This window comes from Acaryochloris sp. IP29b_bin.137 (assembly GCF_028285745.1).
Taxonomy (GTDB): Bacteria; Cyanobacteriota; Cyanobacteriia; order Thermosynechococcales; family Thermosynechococcaceae; genus Acaryochloris.
Genome location: NZ_JANQOP010000365.1, coordinates 1 through 23,520, shown reverse-complemented (window position 1 = coordinate 23,520; position 23,520 = coordinate 1). Strand labels below are relative to the sequence as shown.

The 23,520-nt window shown below is 48.5% G+C and carries 19 protein-coding genes; 5 read left to right on the top strand and 14 right to left on the bottom strand.

Going from position 1 to position 23,520, the window contains the following annotated elements:
• Nucleotides 1-245 precede the first annotated feature (245 nt).
• The 4 genes from Q0991_RS24525 to tig form a co-directional block, all read right to left on the bottom strand.
• Nucleotides 246-845 carry a GNAT family N-acetyltransferase gene (locus tag Q0991_RS24525; protein ID WP_299493614.1) on the bottom strand — a complete coding sequence of 200 codons (600 nt, stop codon included), beginning with the start codon at nt 843-845 and terminating at the stop codon, nt 246-248.
• 54 nt (nt 846-899) lie between these two features.
• On the bottom strand, nt 900-2,699 hold the full coding sequence (locus Q0991_RS24520) for a serine protease (protein ID WP_299493612.1): 1,800 nt from the start codon (nt 2,697-2,699) through the stop codon (nt 900-902).
• Nucleotides 2,700-2,825: 126 nt separating this feature from the next.
• Entirely contained in the window at nt 2,826-4,538 is a 1,713-nt protein-coding gene (locus Q0991_RS24515; RefSeq protein ID WP_299493610.1) for an ABC-F family ATP-binding cassette domain-containing protein, read from the bottom strand.
• A 225-nt stretch (nt 4,539-4,763) separates the two neighbouring features.
• Complete coding sequence (tig, locus tag Q0991_RS24510) at nt 4,764-6,422, bottom strand: trigger factor (protein WP_299493608.1); 1,659 nt, start codon at nt 6,420-6,422, stop codon at nt 4,764-4,766.
• A gap of 514 nt (nt 6,423-6,936) precedes the next feature.
• Between tig and Q0991_RS24505 the strand changes: the two genes are divergently transcribed.
• From Q0991_RS24505 to Q0991_RS24495, 3 genes are all read left to right on the top strand, one after another.
• Nucleotides 6,937-7,980 (top strand): aspartate-semialdehyde dehydrogenase, encoded by a 1,044-nt coding sequence (locus Q0991_RS24505; protein WP_299493605.1) that lies wholly within the window; start codon nt 6,937-6,939, stop codon nt 7,978-7,980.
• 252 nt (nt 7,981-8,232) lie between these two features.
• Complete coding sequence (gene dapA, locus Q0991_RS24500; protein WP_299493603.1) at nt 8,233-9,117, top strand: 4-hydroxy-tetrahydrodipicolinate synthase; 885 nt, start codon at nt 8,233-8,235, stop codon at nt 9,115-9,117.
• 118 nt (nt 9,118-9,235) lie between these two features.
• Nucleotides 9,236-10,984: a ribonuclease J gene (locus tag Q0991_RS24495; protein ID WP_299493601.1), complete on the top strand. Its 1,749-nt coding sequence runs from the start codon at nt 9,236-9,238 to the stop codon at nt 10,982-10,984.
• 56 nt (nt 10,985-11,040) lie between these two features.
• Here Q0991_RS24495 and Q0991_RS24490 read toward each other — a convergent pair whose 3' ends face one another.
• Both Q0991_RS24490 and Q0991_RS24485 read right to left on the bottom strand, forming a co-directional pair.
• The gene (locus tag Q0991_RS24490; RefSeq protein WP_299493599.1) at nt 11,041-11,754 is read right to left on the bottom strand and encodes a 1-acyl-sn-glycerol-3-phosphate acyltransferase; all 714 of its coding nucleotides are present in this window, start codon (nt 11,752-11,754) and stop codon (nt 11,041-11,043) included.
• Nucleotides 11,755-12,115: 361 nt separating this feature from the next.
• A complete protein-coding gene (locus Q0991_RS24485; protein ID WP_299493597.1) occupies nt 12,116-12,607 on the bottom strand; it encodes a DUF2808 domain-containing protein in 492 nt (163 codons plus the stop codon).
• Nucleotides 12,608-12,915: 308 nt separating this feature from the next.
• Between Q0991_RS24485 and Q0991_RS24480 the strand changes: the two genes are divergently transcribed.
• Nucleotides 12,916-13,617 carry a DUF938 domain-containing protein gene (locus tag Q0991_RS24480; protein ID WP_299493595.1) on the top strand — a complete coding sequence of 234 codons (702 nt, stop codon included), beginning with the start codon at nt 12,916-12,918 and terminating at the stop codon, nt 13,615-13,617.
• A gap of 5 nt (nt 13,618-13,622) precedes the next feature.
• On the opposite strand, the gene Q0991_RS24475 is transcribed toward Q0991_RS24480, so the two are convergent.
• The 4 genes from Q0991_RS24475 to mrdA form a co-directional block, all read right to left on the bottom strand.
• Nucleotides 13,623-13,814 carry a heavy-metal-associated domain-containing protein gene (locus Q0991_RS24475; RefSeq protein ID WP_299493593.1) on the bottom strand — a complete coding sequence of 64 codons (192 nt, stop codon included), beginning with the start codon at nt 13,812-13,814 and terminating at the stop codon, nt 13,623-13,625.
• A 70-nt stretch (nt 13,815-13,884) separates the two neighbouring features.
• The gene (locus Q0991_RS24470) at nt 13,885-14,244 is read right to left on the bottom strand and encodes a hypothetical protein (protein ID WP_299493591.1); all 360 of its coding nucleotides are present in this window, start codon (nt 14,242-14,244) and stop codon (nt 13,885-13,887) included.
• A 15-nt stretch (nt 14,245-14,259) separates the two neighbouring features.
• Nucleotides 14,260-15,987: a GTPase HflX gene (hflX, locus tag Q0991_RS24465; protein ID WP_299493618.1), complete on the bottom strand. Its 1,728-nt coding sequence runs from the start codon at nt 15,985-15,987 to the stop codon at nt 14,260-14,262.
• An 80-nt stretch (nt 15,988-16,067) separates the two neighbouring features.
• The gene (gene mrdA, locus Q0991_RS24460) at nt 16,068-17,837 is read right to left on the bottom strand and encodes a penicillin-binding protein 2 (protein WP_299493589.1); all 1,770 of its coding nucleotides are present in this window, start codon (nt 17,835-17,837) and stop codon (nt 16,068-16,070) included.
• A 272-nt stretch (nt 17,838-18,109) separates the two neighbouring features.
• Between mrdA and glmM the strand changes: the two genes are divergently transcribed.
• Nucleotides 18,110-19,561: a phosphoglucosamine mutase gene (gene glmM, locus Q0991_RS24455; RefSeq protein ID WP_366525059.1), complete on the top strand. Its 1,452-nt coding sequence runs from the start codon at nt 18,110-18,112 to the stop codon at nt 19,559-19,561.
• Between the two features lie 4 nt (nt 19,562-19,565).
• Here glmM and Q0991_RS24450 read toward each other — a convergent pair whose 3' ends face one another.
• The 4 genes from Q0991_RS24450 to Q0991_RS24435 all read right to left on the bottom strand — a co-directional run bounded on the left by Q0991_RS24450 (nt 19,566) and on the right by Q0991_RS24435 (nt 23,092).
• Nucleotides 19,566-20,519: an asparaginase gene (locus Q0991_RS24450; RefSeq protein ID WP_299493587.1), complete on the bottom strand. Its 954-nt coding sequence runs from the start codon at nt 20,517-20,519 to the stop codon at nt 19,566-19,568.
• 60 nt (nt 20,520-20,579) lie between these two features.
• The gene (locus Q0991_RS24445) at nt 20,580-21,086 is read right to left on the bottom strand and encodes a CGLD27 family protein (RefSeq protein ID WP_299493585.1); all 507 of its coding nucleotides are present in this window, start codon (nt 21,084-21,086) and stop codon (nt 20,580-20,582) included.
• 168 nt (nt 21,087-21,254) lie between these two features.
• Nucleotides 21,255-22,319, bottom strand: coding sequence for a hypothetical protein (locus tag Q0991_RS24440; protein ID WP_299493583.1), 1,065 nt, complete (start codon nt 22,317-22,319; stop codon nt 21,255-21,257).
• Entirely contained in the window at nt 22,298-23,092 is a 795-nt protein-coding gene (locus tag Q0991_RS24435; protein WP_299493581.1) for a 16S rRNA (uracil(1498)-N(3))-methyltransferase, read from the bottom strand. The genes Q0991_RS24440 and Q0991_RS24435 overlap by 22 nt, the downstream gene beginning before the upstream one ends.
• Nucleotides 23,093-23,520 lie beyond the last annotated feature (428 nt).

Sequence of the window (23,520 nt, the reverse complement as noted above, 5' to 3'; positions counted from 1 at the left end):
TAAAGCGTTCAAACATGGCGTTTTCCCACAACCTGCTGCTTGCTGGTAAACCCAATTTTAGCACGAGAAATCGGCTGAATTGGCGATTACATAAGGATTTTCACTGGATCGATCAGGACCTCCTACAAACGAAAAATCCTTTCTATGAGACGAATCAGCGTTTTCCTTTGATCCATTGTAGATTTATCTTTCCAACAATTGGGTCTTAAATGATCAAACTGGGGTGTGGATATTACGAAATTACGTCAAGCACTGCTATTCTCATCATTCCAGAGGATCTGTGGCCCTTGGCAGCCCCATGTCCCTAGTCGATGCTTTGTCTCCTGTTGCCATCCTTCAAGGGACTGCTGAAATTGAGGCGTCTGCAAATTCCCTTGCCACAGGATAAGGGCATCTTCACCATTGTCGTAGTAGCGGGGACGTTGCCCAGCGATTTGAAACCCCAATTTTTGATAGAGCCTTACGGCAGAGTGGTTGGTCACCCTGACTTCCAAGGTAGCTCGGTTGGCTTGTTCGAATCGAGCCCATTTCATAAGCGACAACAACAACCCTTGCCCCAATCCTCGGCCCTGGTACTGAGGATGAATGCCTAGCATCGTGATATGGGCTTCATCTTCAATGCACCATAAACAACCCATACCCACTAAAGGAGGCGTGGACTGATGATGGTGGCTTGCAGAACTCAGCGTCTCAGATCGCAATCTTAATCCCAACAGGATACTGCTCAATCGATCTAATTCTTGCTGATACCCCTGTAAGCTCCACCAGCCCCCAAAAATTTGCAGATCTAGGGTCACCGCATCCGCTAAATCTTGGCTACCTAGGGGGCTGACCTCAGCCAACATCGGGATGTAAAGCGGTGAACCCCTGTTGTGATCGCCCCACGGTTCAACCTGCTCCTAGCTTTGGAGTGGGCGATAGGACTGGACATATTGGCCAATATATCGTTTCAGATAGCTTTGCATAAACGTTTGGATAAATGCTTTCATCTTGGGACGGAGCGCCGGTTGGGATTGCACCTGACTAATGGCATTGCTCAGCTTTTGATACGACTCTCGGCTACTGGGATCTTTGGCAAACTGAATGGCCTGACGAAGGCTGGCAAGGGCTTGCTCATCGTTCCCCGCCTGGAAGTAGGCAATCCCGCGGCTGCCATACATATCTGCTATGGCGACATTGCCAGGCTGGATACGAATCACTTGATCGAAATCTGAGATGGCCCCTTGGCTATCGCCCTGGGTAAGGCGAATCATGCCGCGGATGGTGTAGATATCACTACTGCCAGTATTGATGCGGATGCCTTCGTCAAAGTCTCGTAAGGCGCCTTGATTATCTCCCATTTGGAAGCGCAATATACCGCGAACACCAACCGCCTCTAGATATTTAGGATTGAGTTGAATGGAACGATTGAGATCCTGCAGGGCACCGTTATAGTTGCCCAACTGCCAGCGAACAAACCCACGGAAGTAGTGAACGGCATAGGCATCCTTAAAGGAGGTCTTGAGGCTTAATGCCTGATCAAAGTCGGACTGCGCACCCGATAAATCACTGTTGTACCACCGCACCACACCTCGAGAGGCATAGCCAATCTCAGGCTTCAGGCGAACCGCTTGCTCGACATCGGATTGAGCGCCACGAATATTGCCAGTCACCACTCGATAGAGTCCCCGAATACCGTAGGCATCGGCTAGCTGTGGGTCAATCTGGATTGCTCGATCCAAATCTGTCAAGGCACCCTGGCGATCGCCTTGCTGAAACTTGATGGTGGCCCGATCACCATAGGCACTGGCATAATTAGGATTGAGACTAATCGCCTGGTTCAAATCACGCAGCGCACCTTGGGTATCTCCCCGGTGTAACTTATCGGTGGCCTGAAGGTAAAAATCTCCCGCTCTTGGCCCTTGGGGCACTGACGGAGTCACTGGCGGACGGGCCGGGACGGTAGAGGGACCCGATGGGCTGGGACCCGATGTGCTAGGTGGAGAAGTTGTAGGAATGGAATCTAATCTCACCCCTATTTGCGGGGCCATGGTCGAGAAGGTGTCAATGGGAATTCCCAGGTTCGTATCATTTTTGAAGTAGACATTTCCCTGTTGCTGAGCATCAGAGCGGCCATGAATCCCCACCAGAGTCCCTTGGTCATCTAAGACGGGGCCACCGCTCATGCCGGGCCGCGTGGAATTGTTATAGACCAAGGCATACCCATCGGCTAAGGGTTTGGACGAGTTTGCGGTCAGTCGGCCTTCAGTGAATCGATAAATGGACAGATTAATGGCTTGCGTGGGTTGGGGAAATCCGGCGACATAAATCGGCTTGCCTTCTTGAATTTGTGTCGAGTTCCCCAGGTTGGCGACCTTGTAGGACTTATTGCTTTTAAACTGTAAAACGGCCAGATCAACTCCTTGTAAGCGTTTAACAGTTTTATAGTCTAGTTTGTAGCGCTGATCCGTGGAGGTGACCACATCATATTCATCGGGGGTGCCGACAACATGAAACGCAGTGAGCACGGTATAGGTATCGCCATTTCGGTTGATAATTACCCCTGACCCTGGATTTTGACCATCAATCAAAACCGTGACTTGCTTAGCAATACCGCTAATTTGCTCAGGATTGAGGGCTTGCCCTGGCTGAGGGGCAATTGCAACTGCTGCAACCCCTATAAGCGCAACGGTCGGATATTTAAACTGTCTAAACACCATAATGCTGAAAGATCGCCATCAGACCATACTCTAGCATGGAGAAAAATAGGTCGTCTTACACGTTTTGTCTGTGTTCTAGCGTAGAGGATAGTACCTAAATGGGTAACTCATCCAGTTTGACAACCCCTACGCCTTGACCTTTGATTTTTTTCGCTTGGCCTGTTGTTTCGCCCGTTTTGCTGCGGCTTTGGCTGCTTTCTCAGCCGCAATTTTTTCCTGCTTGGCTTTCTCGACTGCAGCAGCTTGCTTTTCTAAGTAATACTGATAATCGCCTCGGTAGAGAATCAGCTCTCCTTCTTTAATTTCCACAATTTTAGTGGCGACTTGGGAGATGAAATATCGGTCATGGGAAACGATCACGACTGTGCCGTCGTAATCCTGTAATGCGGCTTCCAGCATTTCTTTCGCCGGAATATCGAGATGATTGGTGGGCTCATCCAACATCAGTAAATTTACCGGGTTGAGCAACATCTTTGCTAGGGCTAGTCGCGCTTTTTCGCCTCCACTCAGGGCCTCGACTCGCTTGAAGACCGTTTCACCACTGAATAGGAAACGACCTAAAAGGGTTCGAACTTCTTCATTTTTCCAGTCGAGGACCTCATCATGGATGGTCTCCATCACGGTTTTCGACAGATCTAGGGCTTCAGCCTGATTTTGCTCAAAATACCCGGGAATAACATTATGCTCCCCCAATTTAACCGTGCCTTCATCCGGGGGCTCAGTTCCCATCAACAGATGGAGGAGGGTAGATTTCCCAGCCCCATTTGGACCTAAAATGGCAATGCGATCGCCCCGTTCCAATAATAAGTTTGCACCTAAAAATAAAATGTCATCGCCATAGGTTTTCACCATATCTTTGATAATGACCACTTCTCGGCCACTGCGGGGGGCCGCTAGAAACTGAAACTTAAGGGTGCGAACATCTGCCGTGGGAGCCTCAATTCGCTCAATTTTATCCAGTTGCTTTTCCCGGCTTTTAGCCTGGGTACTGCGGGTGGCACTGGCTCGAAACCGATCAACGTAGGTCTGTTGCTTCTCAAGTTCTTTTTGCTGATGTTCGTAAGCACTGAGTTGAGCCGCTTGCTGTTCTGACTTCTGTTGCAAATAGGTGGAATAATTCCCTAGGTAGGAGGTGGCAATACCTCGCTCAGTTTCCACAATTCGGTTGCAGAGGCGATCCATAAAGGCGCGATCGTGGGAAACGATCACCATCGGGGTAGTCAGTCCCTTCAAATAAGTTTCTAACCATTCAATCGTTTCTAGATCCAGATGATTGGTCGGTTCGTCTAACAGGAGAATATCAGGGCTTTGCAGCAGAATTTTACCGAGGCACATTCGCATCTGCCAACCGCCACTAAAGGCACTGACCAACCGATCCCCATCCTCGGTGCTAAAGCCCATTTCGGGCAAGATTTTTTCAATGCGAGATTCTAAACCATAACCATCTAAGGCTTCAAACTGGCGCTGGAGCCGGTCCAATTGGTGGATTAAGTCGTCCAAGGTATCCGGATCCGCGCTTTCCATTTGCTGCTGAACCTGATGTTGTTGCTGTTGAACTTGGTTCGCTTCTGCAAAAACAGTCCAAAATTCTTCTCGGACGGTCCGGCTGGTGACAACGTCAAATTCTTGGTTCAGGTAGGCAATATGGAGATTGTTGGGGCGAATCACCTCTCCTGCAGTAGGTTCTTCTTCTCCCGCAATGATTTTGAGCTGAGTGGATTTACCTGCACCGTTGACGCCAACTAAACCAATTCGATCCCCTGGCTTTAGTTCCCAGCTTACGTCCTTAAGAACTTCGCCAGTAGGATAGACCTTACTAATATGTTCCAGTCTCAGCATGTAGAACTCCGATACCAATGGCAAGCTGACGGAATTCTCCCCTGACAATCCCGCATTTCAGCAACAAAAATTCATTATAGTCTAGACTTCGTAATATCTAGCTTCAACTCAGCCGACATAAGTCCTAAACGTATTATGTAGACGTACGCCGACCCTCCAGATCCGCGCAGGCTGCTTGCCCAGGGAGTAGAACTTTTTCCGTTTATCCCGCATTAGAGAGAGGCATTACTCAGCGTCAGGGGCTGGATCATCCGCCTTTGGCTTTGCAGAGGTTTTCTTGGTCTTGGTGGACGCCTTTTTGTCTGTTTTGGTTGAACGCTTCGATTTTGTGCTGGCAGTTTTCTTGGCAGGTTCGGCTTTGGCGTCTGCGGGAACCTCTCCCGCTTCTTTAGCTGGCTTAGCTTTTTTTGTAGACGTCTTCTTCGCGGTTGATTTAGCAGATTTTTTAGCTTCAGCAGGCTGTTCTTCTTCAGCAGGGGAAGCGTCTTTCTCAGCTTTGGCTGGAGCCGGGTCTTCTTCAGCCTCTTCCTCCGCTGATTTTGGCTCAACAAAATCCACACTAGAGTGCTCGGTTAACCAAGAAACCACCCGCTTATGGAGTAGCTCATCTTCCACCACCGCTTCTAGGCGATCTCGATCAATCTCTTGCCCTTGCAAATCTTTTAAGATCTCCTGACATCGATCTTCAATGGCTTCCGCCTCTACCTCAATCGACTCTGCCTTGGCCACTTCAGCTAAAGCGAGCGTTCGTTTTAGACGGGGAATGGCATCTGATCGCATCCGCTCCTTCATCTCAGCCAACATCTCTTTAGTCACCAGCTTGTTGATGTCTAAACCATTGGATTGCAATCGGCTGAGGGTCTCTCGAATCATGACATTCAGCTCATCATCAATCATACTTTCAGGCAGATCGACGTCTAGCTCTTCAATGAGCGCCTCCAAAAGGGCTTCTTCCACATTGGCATCTGTACTATCTTGAGCTTCCTGCTGATATTGCTCCTCCAAGAATTGACGTAGTTCTGCCAGGGTAGAGAATTCACTCACATCCTGAGCAAAGTCATCGTCCAAAGGTGGCAATTCTTTGGCCTTGATATCCTTGAGACTAACGGTAAATTCAGCGGAACGACCGGCTAGCTCATCTTGGAAATACTCTTGAGGAAGCGTAACCGCAATGTCTTTAGTTTCCCCAATTTGCATACCGATGATGCCGTCAATTAAATCATCCAGGAACTTTCCTTTCACCAACTCTAATTTAAAATCTTGAACAGACTCCCCTTCTGGCGTCTCGCCTTCAGCATCGGCGTCGTCTGACTCACTTGGCAAGAACCGACTTTCAAAATCAACGAGGGTAACATCACCAGCCGCTGCAGCACGATCCTCCACCGGAACCAAGGTCGCATTGGATGATCGATGCTCTTCCAGCACTTCATCGACCTTGGCAGCGTCGTACTCTACCTTTTCAGCTGTAACTTTAAAATCTTGATACTTCTGAAGCGTGACTTCAGGAGAGACATCAACACTAACCGTAAACACAATCGGCTGACCCGGCTCAAACTGAACGGCTAGATCATCAAATGAAGAGCGGAATTGAACATTGCCCAGAGCTTCAATCTCTTCTTGTTTGACGGCAGCTTCAAAATTTTTTTGGACCAAATCTTCAAGGGCAGATGCTTTTAGCTGATCTGCTCCAAATCGCTGGAGAATAACTTGCCTGGGCACTTTGCCTTTGCGAAAGCCAGGAATATTGGCAGACCGCATAAACTTGGTAATCACTTGTTCGTACGCTTGACGCGATTGCTCAGGAGAAATTTCTATTTCTAGACTGATTTGACTGCCAGGGAGCTTTTCCTGCTTCACCTTAATTAGCTCTTTTGTTTTAGACAAATCGATTTCCTCTCCCAGGGGCACAAAAATAAGATGTAAGTAACGTAGGGCTAACCAATCCTACTGGATCGATAGTCGTAGCCATTCTAGTTCAAGTTGCGAGTGCAGCTAAACCTAGATTAGCGAATTTTGCATCCGTTTATTTTCTCAATCCCTCCTTAGCCAACGGTATATCTAGTGCAAACCGGGAACCCTAGTGAAGTATGAGCCTTCAGTTACCGTCCCAAAATTTTCAGAGTCCCCTGGTCGAACCGAGTAGCCTAAGGGGATAGAATTCACCAAAAGTTTCGAAGACCAGGGGTTGATACCCTACACTAGAGAGAGGTTCCTTCAGAAATGACGCAGTATTGCCATAACCTTATCTTTCTTTCCGCCAGCTTGAGGCCATCATTTCAGAGCATTGTGGCAGAGCCAGCATTTTTCTCAGGCAACACCATTTGCATAAGTTCAAATACTTTACTCGTTGAACTAAATTATTTAATCCATTCAATACAGACATTTGGAGGAATCAAATTTGGGTCAAGCATATAGAGTCGCTATTTTAGGAGCCACTGGAGCCGTTGGCGCAGAACTCATCACCCTACTCGAAGAACGGAATTTCCCGCTATCCTCTCTCAAACTGTTAGCCTCTCCTCGCTCATCTGGACAGATCTTACGTTTCCAGGGAGAAGCAATCCAGGTTGAAGAGGTTCGCGAAGCTGCATTTCAAGATATTGACTTAGTCCTGGCTTCAGCAGGTGGAAGCGTTTCCAGAACTTGGGCTCCTAAGGCAGTCAAGGCTGGGGCAGTCGTAGTCGATAATTCCAGCGCTTATCGGATGGATCCTCAGGTCCCATTGATTGTCCCCGAAGTCAATCCTGAGGCAGTGACTCAACATCAAGGGATTATTGCCAATCCCAATTGCACCACCATTCTGATGAATGTTGTAGTTTGGCCGTTACACCAACTGCAACCCGTACAACGAATTCTGGCAGCCACTTATCAATCTGCCAGTGGCGCTGGTGCGCGGGCCATGGAAGAAGTAAAAGCCCAAGCCCAAGCAATACTGAATGGTGACCCACCCCCCACAGAAATCTTCCCTTATCCGCTCGCCTTCAACCTATTTCCGCATAATTCTGACCTGAATGCGAATGGCTATTGCATGGAAGAGATGAAAATGGTGCAAGAAACCCGCAAGATTTTTAATGCATCTGACTTGAGAGTATCTGTGACCTGTGTTCGCGTTCCAGTACTCAGGGCTCATTCAGAAGCGATTAACCTGGAATTTTCTCAACCTTTTGCAGTTGAGAAAGCCCGATCGATTCTGCAGGATTCCCCTGGCGTGAAATTAGTAGAAGATTGGCAGGCCAACTATTTTCCAATGCCCATCGACGCTAGCGGACAAGATGAAGTTCTCGTTGGTCGTATCCGTCAGGATCTGTCCCATGCAAATGGCCTCGAGCTGTGGTTGAGCGGCGATCAGATCCGAAAAGGCGCTGCTTTGAATGCCGTACAAATTGCAGAATTACTAGTGAAACGACAACTGCTAAAGCCCTCTCCTGCTATTGTATCCGCATAATTTCACTAATTGCTAGCTCACCTAGGAGAGGTCACCCCTCAGCTACGTGCATCCACCATCTAATACGGCTGGAAGACTGGCATGACAGGTGAGTGTGTACCACACTAATAAGCTACCTCACCTCAATAGTTAACTCCTCTGAAGTGCCTACAGCATCTCTAACAACTTGTTCATATGATTCAATTACAGAAAATAAAAGTCGTCCATTTCTAACATGAGCCAATTGAACACTAATATCGGAGCGGACAGCGCGTGACCTTCTTCGGACAGATCTTGACAGCCATGGTTACCCCATTTACTGAGACTGGGGCAATGAATTTCTCGGTCGCAGAAGCGCTAGCGGTTCACCTTGCAGAGCATGGCACCGATACCCTCGTGGTATGCGGAACGACGGGAGAATCGCCAACTCTAACTTGGCAGGAAGAATACGAGCTATTTCAAGTGGTCCATCAAGCAGTTGCGAATAAAGCCAAGATCATGGCGGGAACTGGCTCTAACTCTACTCGCGAGGCCATAGAAGCCACAAAGCAAGCTGCAAAGTTAGGATTAGATGGTGCGTTACTAGTTGTGCCATACTATAACAAGCCACCGCAGGACGGCTTATATGAGCATTTTCGTGCCATCGCTGCATCTGTTCCTGACTTCCCACTAATGTTGTATAACGTTCCGGGGCGTTCAAGCTGTAATCTGGAAGCTGAGACCGTGGCTCGATTGGCGGACATTGACAATATCGTAGCCATTAAAGAAGCCAGCGGTAACTTGGATCAGGTGAGTCAGATCCGTCGTTCAACCTCATCAGAGTTCTCAATTTATTCTGGAGACGATTCTCTGACTTTACCTTATCTATCTGTTGGTGCTTCAGGTGTGGTCAGCGTCGCGAGTCACTTGGTGGGTGAGCTACTCAAAAAGATGGTCGTGGCCTTTTCGTCAGGGGAGCCGCAACTCGCTACTGAGATTCACCTCAAGGTCCTCCCTCTGTGTAAAGCGCTGTTTGCAACGACTAACCCTATCCCGATTAAAGCAGCGCTTCGACTACAAGGGTGGCAAGTGGGTTCAACTCGCTTACCCCTTTCTGAAGTTCCTGAGCCGGTTCTTCAAAAACTACAAAACACTTTGACGGATCTGGCATTGATGTAAGCAGTCAGCACTTTTGCCGCCAGTAAAACTCCATAAAATCCATCACACTCAACTGCAAACCGTAGATTTCACAGTTTGCCCATCACATCGCAGAAGACTTTAATACCGAAGGAAACCTATGACAGAAACTGATACGAAACAAGCCCTTAAGATTATTCCTCTGGGCGGTCTTCATGAAATTGGTAAAAACACCTGTGTCTTTGAATTTGAAGATGAAATTATCTTGGTTGATGCTGGACTAGCCTTTCCCACAGATGGCATGCATGGTGTCAATATTGTTCTACCGGACATGACCTATCTGCGGGAAAATCGCCACAAAATTAAGGGCATGATTGTCACCCATGGTCATGAAGACCATATTGGGGGCATTGCCTTTCACTTAAAGCAAATCGATATTCCGGTCATTCATGGCCCTCGACTAGCGATGGCCCTATTGCAACGGAAACTAGAAGAAGCAGGTGTCGCTGGCAAGACAGAGCTGAAAACGGTTGCACCTCGGGATATTGTCCGTTTGGGCTCACACTTTTTTGTGGAGTTTATTCGCAATACTCACTCCATGGCTGATAGTTTCACTGTCGCCATTCATACCCCCATTGGTGTCGTGATTTTTACAGGAGATTTCAAAATCGACCACACTCCAGTGGACGGCGAGAATTTTGACCTACAAAAATTGGCAGAACATGGAGAGCGCGGCGTATTATGCCTGATTAGTGATTCTACTAATTCCGAAGTGCCCGGTTTTACACCGTCAGAAAGATCGGTTTACCCCAATTTGGAGCGAGTGTTTGCCCAGGCAAAAGGACGACTGTTAGTGACGACTTTTGCCTCATCGGTGCATCGCATCAATATGATTTTAGATATTGCTCAAAAGCAAGGGAGAACTGTATCGGTTGTCGGTCGCTCAATGCTCAATGTGATCGCTCATGCCCGTAATCTGGGGTATATAAAGTGCCCTGATAGTTTATTCGAACCGCTAAAGGCTATTCGGAATCTCCCTGATCACAAGATTTTGATTTTGACGACTGGGTCTCAAGGGGAATCGATGGCAGCCCTGTCCCGAATTGCTCGTAAAGAGCATCGCCAAATTCGAATTCGGCAGGGCGATACGGTTGTTTTCTCTGCAAACCCCATTCCTGGAAACACGATTGCGGTTGTCAACACGATTGATCAATTGATGATGCAAGGAGCAAACGTTATTTATGGACGACATCATGGCATTCATGTTTCAGGTCATGGTTGCCAAGAAGATCAAAAACTGATGTTGAACCTAACGCGACCTAAATTCTTCTTGCCTGTCCATGGTGAGCATCGCATGTTGATCAGGCATGCTCGAACTGCCCAAAGCATGGGCATTCCGGAAGAGAATATGGTGATTATCAATAATGGAGATATGGTGGCTTTAACGCCAGACTCCATCCAAATTGACGGTAAGGTCCCTTCGGGTATCGAGCTGATGGATCGAGCAGGCATTTTGAAAGCTCATGTGCTAGAAGAGCGTCAACGGCTAGCAGAGGATGGGTTAGTGACTGTCGCTGCCACTATCGGTCTCGATGGTCAACTGTTAACCGCGCCTGAAGTTCATTTGAGAGGCGTAGTGACCACAATTGCGTCGGAGAAATGGCAGGAGTGGGTCCAAAGTGCGATCGAGTTAGCGTTAAGAAACCGTTGGGACCAGTTTAGCCAGCTCGCAGACCAGTCTGTGGACTGGAATGGCCTCAAAAGCTATATTGAGCGAGAGCTCCAGGGCTTATTACGACGGGAGCTACAGACCAACGCTACCCTGCTTTTGCTGTTGCAACATCCCCAGCAATCCGTTGGTTTTAAAGCAGATTATGCAGCACGAAGTAAAGCACCTGTTGCGAGTTGAGTCGCAGATGAATGGATCTAAGGCTGAGGGATGGGTGGACTTAGCCTAAATCCAGATTATGAGGGTATGGATGTTGTGACCTCTGGGTTGAGTGCAGCATCCTCAATTAAGGCATTCAGCGCAATCTTTAAGTCACTGCTGAGGTTCGCTGCTGCCTTTTTGGTCGGACCTGGGTAGTCAGTGACGTTGAGGGGTACACCAACTTTGACGTGGAGACCACAGCCTTGCTTTGGCACTGAACATCCGTAGTCAAGGGCAACGGGCACGACCTTAATGTCTGGGCCCAATTTTTGTTTTTTCTGAGCTTGAATGGCAAGGCGGGCAAAACCAGGTTTGAGGTATTGGACATAGCGATCGCGCATTACGTCTCCCTCGGGGAAAATGACGAGTACCTGGCTGGCTTGTAATAAGTCAATGCCATGCCGCAATGCGGCAATGGACGGCTGGTCTGGATCAATGGGGAAGCCCCCAAACTGGCGAATAAACCATCCTTGGAAACCGTTCATTTCATTGACTGTCACCATAAAACGAGGGTCTCGACCAATAACAGGGCGGCCAAAGGTGTAGCCAACCGTGATACCATCCCACCGAGAACGATGTGTCGGTGCAATAACAAGAGGTCCTTGTTGAGGACAATGCTCTAATCCAGAGACTTTAATACTACGAAAATATGCGGGTAGAACGAGTGATCGGCCAAAGAAATAGATGAAGGAAGTAAAAGGATAAGAAACTTTGGATGTTATTGTCGAACTATTTGCTGATGGTGACACAGCAGTATCTCAGGCCAAAATTTAACTAAAAGACGCTAAATACTTAGCAAGAAAACTCATCTGACCATAAAAAGAGTTTTCTTGGTATCTCATAACTGTATATAGAGATTGTTAGCCTGTGACGATAGGCAAGGACAGTTCAAGAATCGTCACAATTTTTTGAATATACAAGTGGCTCCCTTGACGGCCAGTTAATCATTTAGGCAACAAGGGAGCCACAACTCATACAGTAAATTGTGCAGTCAACTAATAGACCTCTTGCATAATTCAGCTAACAATAAGGTAGAGGACTACAAATCCAAGTCAGAGCAAGATATCGATTGAGTTAGTAGCACATCATGAAACGAATATTGCAAGAGATCTAATTACGATAAATAGAAATAATCCAAGAGCCGATGTATCGCTTGAGACCTACATCTCCAGGAGAAGAAATTCGGCAGTTAAAGAAGTAAGTACCACCTGATCTAGGATTTCTGACATTAGAAGCAACCACTTCTATAGGCGTATCTGCTGGAATCACCTCTGTCGGGATAATTTCGATAACCCCGTTCTCAGTATCAACAGTAACAGAATCTAAAGGAATATTTTTCCCTTTTTTGAGATTGAAGAGTCTACTCTTCGGAGCGTGTCGAAGTTCAATTTTTTTCTCTTTGAATTTGCCATCAAAATAGTCGGGGTAGGTAATATTGATTGAATCAATAGCTACACTCTGACGTTTGATTTTGAGTCGCCAGCGATCGCTCAAATGTCTGGGGGTTCCGTAGCTTAGTACATACCCCAACTGTTGCTTTTGGGAAGGGCCATCACCCCATACAAAACTGAAACCAGGGTTAGTTTGTGCCTCGCTGATCAAGGGAACACCAACGGCTAGAGAACCTGCACAGAGGGCGATGCTGGCGAAACGTCTGATTGAATGTTTTGGGGTAGACATGGGTAGGTTAAACCAAGACTTGAGGGTGAACAAGGAGGGGACCAGATACTATTCCTTAATAAAAACTTTTCTTTTATGGATATCCTAACAGCCATGTGCTTGTGGTTTGAAAGAACTTGTGACAATTTAAGAGCTGGGATAATCCGAGAACGCTGCACCTAGAGTATTTCTGGTGATGTAAAACAGAAGACGTCAACTGTTGAACAAAGTGCCCAAGGTAGCGCAAAATCATGTCTGAGCAAGATCAACGCCAATATGCCCCTGCGGTTCAGCGGAACCGTCATCCCATTTTGGCGGTTCTCAAACAAGCATTGCCTCAGCACGGACTTGTTCTCGAAATTGCGAGTGGCACAGGAGAGCATGCCGCTTTCTTTGCTCAGCAGTTTCCCTCATTGGTTTGGTTGCCGAGTGATCAATCCCAAGACCAACTGCACAGTATCGCGGCTTGGCAACATCAAGCTTGTGCTGATAATCTTTGCCCGCCCATTGCGATAGATGTTTTACAACAGGATTGGCCTGAAACGGTTATTAAGGCTTTGGCTCAATCCAGTAGGGTGAACTCTGAATTAGTGGCGATCATCAATATCAATATGATTCATATTGCTCCCTGGTCAGCAACAGAAGGATTAATCGCTGGAGCTGCTCAGCTTCTGCCACCCAAAGGTCTGCTGTATTTTTATGGACCATTTATTCAAGCAGAACAGCCGACAGTGCCCAGCAATCAGTCCTTTGATCGATCGTTGAGACATCGTAATCCTGAGTGGGGAATTCGCCAGCTGGATGATGTCAACCAGGTTGCCGCCCAAAATGGTTTGCATCTGGAGAAAATAGTTAACATGCCTGCCAACAATTTATCCGTCCTCTGGCAAAAAAGGCATAACGTCCATCCTTCATCTGCAGGTAAAGGATTAGGATCTAGCTTGGACATTTGACAGGATTAAGTAGGCGTATAACCAGCAGAGATAATCGCTTGCCGAATGTCTGCTTCTGAATGTTGAGAAGAGACTTGGAGTTCTTTCGTGTCCAGATTGGCGGTTAGAGTGGCTTGGGTATCAACGGCTGCGATCGCAGCCTCAATTCTTTCCACACAGGCTGAACAAGCCATATCTGAAACTGTTAGCTGAATCATGGGTCAGACCCTAACTCTGAAGTGAACAATATGACGGTAGGCATCAGTTACTGTTCAAATCCTACGGGAGTTAAGCTGCTTTGTGACGGTTTGATAGGTAAAGTGGGTGATCAGTTTCAGCTTCAACAACCCGCGGTTGCCACTCACATACGAGTTGCCCATTAACCAGCATCCATTCTGCTTGGACTTGAGGTTGGGGTTGCTCTTCCTGAAAACGGTGGCGTCGAATCAACATGGTCTGCTCCCTGACTCCTGTGATGACTACAATGAGTTTCCAGCGAATACAGCGATGACACAGTGATTTCAGATGATGAGGTTCGTGATATTGATCACTCAAGGCACCGCTTTGGAGAAACTCAAGTATGCATTGTTCAATGAACTTTTGCGCTTGGATATCGCCATGGGCCACTAGGTCAGCATCATGTCTCAACTTGAAAACTAACAACTATGATGACGCAGAGATTTGGCAATCCGCATAATTGATGAGTTCCAACAATTTTTGTCGGAGCGTGTTCAAGCCAAGTCGATCTTGGGCCGAGATAAAAACTGCCTGCGGAAACTGGTCTTGGGCTGAGGCCAGCGCTTCACTGCTGACTTGATCCATTTTGTTAAAGGCAATCAATCCTGGCCCTGGGGTAACGGGCATGGTTGCCAGCAAATCCATCACCGAACGCAAATGGTTTTCCCAATCGGGATGGGATAGATCAACAACGTGCAGTAGGGCATCCGCATCGGTCACCTCTTCCAACGTGGCTCGGAAGGCATCCATCAGCGGGGGCGGCAAATTATGGATAAATCCCACCGTATCCGTTAACACCAGGGTACGCATTTGGTGGGTTTCAGGATCGGGAATACTCAGACGCCGGGTCGTGGGGTCTAGGGTGGCAAATAGCTGATCCGCCGTATAGGCTTCGGCATTGGTTAACACATTTAAGAGGGTAGATTTGCCCGCATTGGTATACCCCACTACGGCCACGGACGGGACTCGCTGATGCTGGCGACGTTGACGTAAACGAGAGCGATGAGCCTGCAACTGATTCACCGCTTGTTGCAAAGTATTGATGCGGCGCTGAATAGCCCGCCTTTCCGTCTCTAACTTCGTTTCCCCAGGACCTCGGGTGCCAATGCCACCCCCCAAGCGAGACATGGCTTGTCCTCGACCCGCCAATCGAGGCAGCATATACTCTAACTGAGCCAATTCCACCTGTAGTTTTCCGGCCTGAGATTGGGCCCGTTGGGCAAAGATATCCAAAATAACTTCAGTGCGATCAACGATGCGAATGCCGATTTGGGTCTCTAAATTACGCACTTGGGACGGTGAAAGATCCTGATTAAAGACAATCAGCGTTATGCCTAAAGTTTGAGCCCTGAGAGCAATTTCTTTGACTTTACCGGCACCGACGACGGTTTGGGGATGGGGATGGGCGCGCTTTTGATGAATCGTCTCCACTACAACTCCTCCAGCACTCTCCACTAGGAGCGCCACTTCGGCTAAGTTGGCATCCATCTCTGGTTGAGAGACACTTTGGGGGATCATGCCAACAATCAAAACTTGCTCGGCTGCCGAGGCTGCAGTCGAGGCACGGTTGGGGAGTGACCGACTAAACTCTGATTCAAGGGCTTCGACCAAATCCATCAAGTTCTGTTGAGCGAGTTGCTCCAGGCTTAAGGGAGACGAAATAGTCCAAGGCGTAGTTGGATCAGGAACAAGATGGGCCAGATAGGTGGATCGCACATAGCCAGTGGCCCCACCCCCTCGTCGTTCGAAGCCAGACCCCGTCATGGTTAATACGGCTAAAGCATCTAAACGCTGTAAGGCCATTGCTGTTAAGGCAGACTCTTTCGGCAGGTCCTGCTTGAGGGTTGTAGCCACGCACCGAATACCGCTCAGACGATCGGCACCATAGCGGGGTAATTCTAAGGGCGGAATTTGAGTTTGCCGAGGCGACCCTACCCCCACTCGGATCACTTGACCCCGACGATTCAGGTAGGTGCTGATGGGCTGATGAATATCTGTACTGATGGCAGCCAGGCGCTGAGCAAACTCAGAAGTCGTGATCCGATCGCTCGGGAGTCGCTGGTGATAGAGTCGCCGAAGCTGTTTAAGCTGATTAGACTTTAAGCCTTTAAGATTGCCGTAAATTGTGTCGATAAGCCTTACTTGTCCTGAGATGGCAAGCCGAAATCATTCACCCTCATTGTAGAGTTGGCGAAAAAAAACTGACAATGACCGTCAACGATCCTTAATGAGCGTTATTTTTTCTGGGCTTTAAAGTAAGCCTCTAGCACCTTAAGGGCAATCGGGCCTGCGGTGGAACCGCCGCCACCCCCCGTATTTTCGCCAAAGGCAACCACCACAATTTCGGGATTGTCAAATGGGGCATAAGCCCCAAACCACGTATGGGACGATCGGGGCGGATCTTCTGCTGTACCGCTTTTACCTGCGGCAGGGGGGATGCTGGGCACATTCAACGCCTGCCCTGTGCCGCTCGTGACTACGGCCCGCAAACCAGAACGAATGGTGTTTAACGTTTTGGGTTTTAAGTTGAGTGGAGTCTGCCACTCTTTATCGGGCTGATCAGAATGAATCAGGTGGGGTTTGACTTTATAGCCCCCATTAGCAATTGCCGCAAAAATCAGCGACACCTGCAGGGGACTAAGCTGGACGGCCCCTTGGCCAATGGAAACCATCACAGTGTCTGCCGGATACCAGGAGTCCTTAAAGACCTCTTTTTTCCAGGCTGGATCAGGGATAAAGCCGGAGGATTCGCCAGGAATATCGATGCCTGTTTTCTCGCCAACCCCCAACCGTTTAGCCCACTCGATTAAAATTTTGGGACTGGTACCGACCCCCACCCGGCCAAAAAAGGTATTGCTACTCCACTGCAGTGCCGTTTGAAAGCCAATCACCCCAAAACCAGCGCCATTCCAGTCTCCCACGCCATGCACGGAGGCTGAGGTGGCCACTAGCGCATTGGGTGCATATTTACCGGATTCAATCCCTGCGATCGCAGTAGCGATCTTGAACGTACTGGCCGGGGGGAAGGCTTGCATAGCCCGATTTACAAAGGGGAATTTGCGATTTTGCAACTCTTGCCATTGCTTTTCCGTAACCCGCTTGGCAAACCAGTTGGGATTAAAGCCTGGATAGCTGGCCATGGCGATCACTGCACCATTCTTAGGATTAATCGCAACCACCGCCCCTTGCCGTTTGCCTAAAGCTTTTTCAGCCGCCTTCTGCACATCTAAGTCCAGGGTAAGTTTGACATCCTTTCCAGCGATGGGTAATTTCTGACCCAAGATTTGAACGATCCGGCCTGCTCCATCCACTTCAATTTGGTTGCCGCCCCAGGTTCCTCGGAGCTTTTGTTCGTAGGAGGATTCAATTCCCAACTGACCCACCACATCTCCCAAACGATAAGGTTGATCTTGCTTTTGGGCTAACTCTTCTTCACTAATTTCGCCAATGTACCCAATCACTTGAGAGGCCAGTTCACCGTGGGGATAATAGCGAATCGCTTCCTTATCAATTTCGACGCCCACAATATCGCTCATCCGCTCCGATAATGCCACCACTTGCGGGAAACTCAGCCCCTGGGCAACGCGGACCAAGGACGTTGAGTTATACCCCTCGACCTCAACTTGCTCCTGAATTTCAGCTTCAGGCATTTTAAGGATCGAAGATAAAACCTCCAAGGTTTGGGGCCATTTCTCATCTTTTTGGGCAATGGGCCAGACAAATACGGAGTATGTATAGGTGCTATTGGCGAGGATCCGACCTTTTCGATCTAAGATTTTGCCTCGCTCAGGACGCTTGGGTATGAGACGTACCCGGTTTTCCTCCGCCCGCTGAAGATTCAGGGCACCTTCAGTAATTTGTAAAAAGCTGAGGCGAGGAACAATAGCGCCAAAAAGCAACAGACTGATAAAGCCGCCAAACACGAACTTGCGCGCCCCCGATCCAACATTCCGCTGAGACCGTTGACGCCGTTGTAGAGAAAAAGATGAGTTGGAAAACGACATGGATCCTGAAGGATAGAGCCTACTCAAAAAAACAAGTTAAATCGGTAGAGAGGACTTAATCTACAAAAAAAGCTCTAGCTAAGGCTACCGCGATATTCTAGCCCATTCTCCTCCCGAGCCACACAGCAACGCGCTCCATGAACATGCTATTTTCTATCCAAAGTGTTAAGCTTACGGACGTTCAAATAGGAAACTTTTGTGCCTATCTCCACGATGGATACTGCTAGTCTCTGTTTGAACGCGTACAGCTTTGGTGTGGAGAGTATTATCCAATGTCTGTTACTTCTCAATCTCAGCGAAAAAGTGTTCCTAAAAGCGATCGAACGATTCAGCCGACCAAACTAGTGCGAAAGGTGGTGGCAGCAGCCAAGGATGTCAACTTATTTGGAACCGATGGAATTCGGGGCCATGTCGGCCAGCACCTGACGCCACAGCTTGCGCTCCAAGTCGGTTTCTGTGCAGGCCTCGAACTCGGACAACATGCATCGCCTCATCAGCCTTTTATTCTCGGACAAGACTCTCGTAACTCCAGCGATATGCTGGCGATGGCCCTGTCAGCTGGTCTGACAGCGGCAGGATTGGATGTTTGGCATGTGGGATTGTGTCCAACCCCTGCCGTTGCCTATTTAACTCACCATACTGAAGCGGTGGGCGGCGTCATGGTTTCTGCGAGCCATAACCCCCCGGCCGATAACGGCATTAAGTTTTTCCAAGCTAATGGCACCAAACTGCCCCCACACGCTCAGCAACAAATTGAACAGCGGATTAAGGCTTACAAGCAACAACAGCCGTCCACGAAGTGGGGCCATCATTTTTACCGACCTGAGCTCACCCAGGCTTATACAGAAGCCATTCAAGGCCCGCTGCAATCCCAAGTTGATTTCCAGGGGCTGAAAGTGGTGCTCGATCTGGCCTGGGGAGCCGCTACACAGCTCGCTCCGGCGGTCTTTCAGGCGATGGGGGCGGAGGTGATTTGTTTACATGATCAACCCGATGGTGATCGGATTAATGTCAACTGTGGTTCAACCCATTTGGAGCCCTTAAAAGCTGCCGTTGCTTTGCATAATGCGGATGTGGGCTTTGCCTTTGATGGCGATGCGGATCGGGTGCTGGCGATTGACTGCCAAGGCCGTACCGTCGACGGTGACTATATTCTCTACCTTTGGGGTAAAGCCCTACAACAGCAAAGCCAATTGCCCAATAATCTAATTGTGGCCACCGTGATGTCCAACTTGGGGTTTGAACTGGCTTGGCAGCGGCAGGGAGGTACCCTTATCCGTGCGGCTGTGGGGGACCAAAATGTCCATGCAGAAATGTTAAAACACGGCTCCATGCTGGGGGGCGAGCAGTCCGGTCATATTTTATGTCCTCACTATGGCGTCAGCGGCGATGGTCTGTTAACAGCGTTGCATCTGGCAACCATTGTTTGCCAAAACAAAACCCGCCTCTCCTGTCTGGTGGATGAAAGCTTTCAAACTTACCCACAAATCCTTAAAAATGTGCGGGTTGAGGATCGCGATCGCAGACGGAATTGGCAGGATTGCCAACCCCTACAAGCCCTCATTCACCGAGCGACCAATGATATGGGTGATCAAGGCCGAATTCTAGTGCGGGCCTCCGGCACAGAACCCCTTATTCGCGTCATGGTGGAAGCCAGCGAGATGGAGATGGCCGCTCAATGGACAGACCGTTTAGTCAGTGCTGTTGAGACGCATCTCGTTTAAGCCCTTAAATCATTACTAATTCGCCATTGACTTCTAAGCGCTTATAATCGCTAAGACTTAAGTAGCGGTCTGCGAGGGTATCAGCATGGCTAGGCTCTAGCCATCCGAGTTCTCGCAATAAGTGGATGGCAACTGCGTACTTTGCCCGCTTCGCCCCATCTTTGACTTTAATGGCTAAGCCCAGACCTTCACCAATGCGGCCAACGCATTGCACCCCTTCTGCCCCAGATTTACTGACTAATTCTCCTGCAGCTATAGTCATTAAGTCTGTATCGAATCGGCCTTGCCCAGCAACTAAGGTAGGGTGGTGAATCATTGCCCGGATGACGCGCTCAATATTCAAATTATTGCCAGCGCTGAGGTGAGCATAGAGGGTGGCAATTTGCTCCAACTGCATATAGTAGGTGGGTACACCACAATCGTCATGGGTGCTCATAAATTCTGCCGCTGGCATTTTTAGCAATTCAGCCATTTGACTAAGAATCAGTTGCTGAAGCGGATGGCGGGCCCCCATATAGGTTTGCAGGGGCCACTGGCATTGTTGACAAACCGCCAACATGCCTGCATGTTTACCCGAGCAATTATGTTCTAAGGGACTATCTAGGCCTTCTGGGGTGGGACACTGCAAGGCTGTAGGATCAATATCGCAATGCCAGAGAATATTAAAGACTTGCCGAACTTGCTCCACAGTGTGGTGATGCGACCCACACATCACGGCTAAGTCTCGATCATTTAGATCAAAATGCTCCATTGTGCCACTGGTGACAACAACTAGAGCCTGTAACGGTTTTAATGCTGATCGAATAAAGCAAGAGGTATCAGGTTGTCCTGCGAGAGACAGCATTCGGCCCTTGGTATCGCAGACGACGGCTTCAGCTTGGTGCTTGGATTCAATAATCCCTTCCCGCAGCAGATGGATCTCTAGTGCAGGGCTATGATTGCGTTTTCCCATGGTCATGCGTAAGACTCTAGCATTTGATGCCTATTGGGTAAATATATTTGTCTGTAGATTGGCGAGTCAGGTGGTCACGATCAAAAGACATAGGCTTACTTCCCCAAGCAGAAGGATACCCAAGAGCCCTAAACTCCGACGTAACCGCTGCAAAATGGGTTGTACTTCGTAGGTGCCGATTAATCGTTCTCGATCTAACACCTCTGGTGGTTTTGTCCAATATTGGCCGTCATACCAGCCTGTTTCTTCATAGAAAATTTTTTCTTTGAGGAGGCGATCGCACACATAAGACCAACCTAAGTAAAGTCGCAAGACCAATAGCAAAAGCATTCCAGTCGCTACAACACATAATGTTAAGCAAAACTGGCTCAAAGACTCTGTTAGAGAAAAGCTAGTTGCAGCAAAGGGCGCAGCGATAAGACTGGTAATACTACCTAAACGAAATCCTTTGTTGAGATATGCGGCGTCTTCTAAGGTGGCCCATCGAAAAAAACAGGATTCTTTTAGGCTTTGATACTCATTGAGGGGCTGTTGCTCCAGCGGGACGGGGCAATTTGAAACAGGAACGTTCATCAATTTACGCAAATTTTAGGTGGGAGATGGTGAACCTGAAACTAACCTACGCTGCTTAACGATCCATCCTTCAAGTCACCTATTTATCCTAGATCAACTTGCTAGAGAAACTCACATCGGGGCAAGTTCAGTCCACCTGCCCCCTAAACGATGCCTATGGACTGCCTTTTATGCCAATGGTTTCAGCATTGCTAGGCTGCTGTAAAGGTGAAAAGCCTGATCCCATTTACTATCTTCTCTTCGTAACAAGTTGATATAAGATTCAAACGGGCCAAGCAGCTCAAGCTGTTCAACCGCAGTATCTGCAAAAGAGGTAAAGTCTGACCACGTGGTTGCATGAGGCAAGTTTTGAGTCAGTAAGGTGGTTAAACCGCGCCAATTTGCCCAAGAGGTTTCCCGATCCACCTCCGTGAGTTGAATCCCTTGATTAAACTGATAGGCCGCGTCATAAAAGCGCAAAATACAGCCTTTTTTCAGTAGATGTAAATCACAAAACTGAGCGTGATCCTGCGTTTTTTCTTTGCGCTGCAGTTTGCCACGAGGATCGCGATCAACGACCTCTTCAAAAATAGGCACTAGCCCTTCAACCCGCTGAGTGACTTCAGACCAGTCAAACTTAAAAGCGCTTGTTTGCTGGGAATGATGATCAGACACCCACACTTCCGGGAAAGGCTGCGAGGTTTTGAAGTAGCACACTTGATGAACCTTAATCTGTTGGACTTGGTTCAAGGTAATCGAAAAGTTGGGAATTCCAGCTGTTTGCAGTTCCTCTCCATACATGACTAGCTCCCCAATGGGACCAATCCGATAGAGACGCCACCCTCGGCTGGGAATCAGCATACGAGCCGTGTAGGGTTCAACCTGCATAATCTTGGAAAATTGAAGTGCGGCATCTGTTTTAGCATCTGAGGGTAAGGCCTCTAAAATTAGGGCTCCGATCTGAGTCTGCTCTGGATTCGCGGTAGCCTGGCTCAGTTTTTCTTGCCGAACAGCCTTGGCATGATCCTGAATTTGTTTGAGACCTTGGCGAGCGGCTTGGGCAATTTTGGGGCCATAGTCTTGCTGTAGCAAAGATCGGAAGGTCTGCTCTGCCTGCTCATAATGGGATTGAGCGGCTTGCAGTTGCCCCAGATAGAGTTTGCCCCATGGGTCACTGTCGGGTACCGCTTGAATCAGCTGAGAGGCCATCTCATAGTCTTGACGGTCCAGTGCTATGGCGATTTCTTGGTGCATACTGTTCCCCCTTCGTACGCGGTTTGTAGTTCTAGATGTGCGATCGCAACGGATACGGCCATATAAGTTGCCGTGACCGCCCTTAAGGTCCTTTGCCCTAAAGAGACCGCTTGATATCCTGCCGCTTGAGCCTGCTGTTTCTCTGCATCGGTCCACCCCCCCTCCGGACCAATCATAACGGCAACACCTGTATGCCTCTGCCAGTGAGGCGCTTGACTCAAACAGTGTAGGAAATTCGGTGCTGCGGCATCAACGATGCAGATATATCGTTGCCAATTATCCCCATCTTTATCCTGTGTAACCCCCTCACTGAATAAGACTGGTTCCAGAATTTGAGGAATGATTTGTCGATGAGACTGCTCAGCAGCTTCCGTGGCAATTCTTTGCCAACGTTGAATGCGATTAGGACTCGGCCTTAGTAGCGTTCGCTGGCTGATCAGCGGCACAATGTGACTCACCCCCAATTCCGTCACACTCCGAACCACTTGGTCGAAATGATTGCCTTTGGGTGGGGCGGCCAGTAGCCTCATTGGCACCGCCAGCTCAGTCTGTTCATCCAGCGCCTGCAATGTCACTGCTTCGGCAGCATTGGGTAACAACTCAGCCAACCAGAGTTTTCCCTGCCCATTTAGGGCAATAAAGCGATCGCCATGGGCAAGCCGCAACACATCACAAAGATAATGTCGTTGATCAGGCGTCAAATCAATCCGCTGATCTTGGAGTTGCTGTGGGGCTATTGCTAACCGCTGCAATTGGGCCGCTGTGTGATCCACAAGTCCAGGTTTACCTCAAGTATAAAAATATTGCTATGACAAATATTGCTGCTGGTATATAAAAACTATTAAACCCAAAAAGGGGGAGCGATCTTGACTCAATGCCAGGATTGCACGTTTAGTTCATCCCAATACACTGAATTTTCGTCCCTGGTAAAACGTTCATAACTGACCAGAGCGGGAACGGACATCGAGGGGCTTATCCCCAGTAAAAGGACCTCACAAAAAGGCATGTGGGACGCCAAGAGTTGTGCTATTTTGTAAAGGTTATTAACACTTCACACATCTGAGAATTCGGGTGTTTCTAGATAGCAGTCGCTTACTTAGAGATGCACTCAGATGGAGGTTGAAACCCGAATAGGAGAACAATATGCCCGTTATTAGTTTGGCTCAAATGCTTGAGTCAGGAGTTCACTTCGGCCACCAAG

Excerpts from the sequence above, each read along its gene's own strand:
- Q0991_RS24450 (WP_299493587.1), bottom strand. The coding sequence starts at position 20,519 with ATGACCATGGGAAAACGCAATCATAGCCCTGCACTAGAGATCCATCTG.
- Q0991_RS24475 (WP_299493593.1), bottom strand. The coding sequence starts at position 13,814 with ATGATTCAGCTAACAGTTTCAGATATGGCTTGTTCAGCCTGTGTGGAA.
- Q0991_RS24515 (WP_299493610.1), bottom strand. The coding sequence starts at position 4,538 with ATGCTGAGACTGGAACATATTAGTAAGGTCTATCCTACTGGCGAAGTT.
- Q0991_RS24525 (WP_299493614.1), bottom strand. The coding sequence starts at position 845 with ATGTTGGCTGAGGTCAGCCCCCTAGGTAGCCAAGATTTAGCGGATGCG.
- Q0991_RS24520 (WP_299493612.1), bottom strand. The coding sequence starts at position 2,699 with ATGGTGTTTAGACAGTTTAAATATCCGACCGTTGCGCTTATAGGGGTT.
- Q0991_RS24480 (WP_299493595.1), top strand. The coding sequence starts at position 12,916 with ATGTCTGAGCAAGATCAACGCCAATATGCCCCTGCGGTTCAGCGGAAC.
- Q0991_RS24440 (WP_299493583.1), bottom strand. The coding sequence starts at position 22,319 with ATGCACCAAGAAATCGCCATAGCACTGGACCGTCAAGACTATGAGATG.
- Q0991_RS24445 (WP_299493585.1), bottom strand. The coding sequence starts at position 21,086 with ATGAACGTTCCTGTTTCAAATTGCCCCGTCCCGCTGGAGCAACAGCCC.
- glmM (WP_366525059.1), top strand. The coding sequence starts at position 18,110 with ATGTCTGTTACTTCTCAATCTCAGCGAAAAAGTGTTCCTAAAAGCGAT.
- Q0991_RS24495 (WP_299493601.1), top strand. The coding sequence starts at position 9,236 with ATGACAGAAACTGATACGAAACAAGCCCTTAAGATTATTCCTCTGGGC.
- mrdA (WP_299493589.1), bottom strand. The coding sequence starts at position 17,837 with ATGTCGTTTTCCAACTCATCTTTTTCTCTACAACGGCGTCAACGGTCT.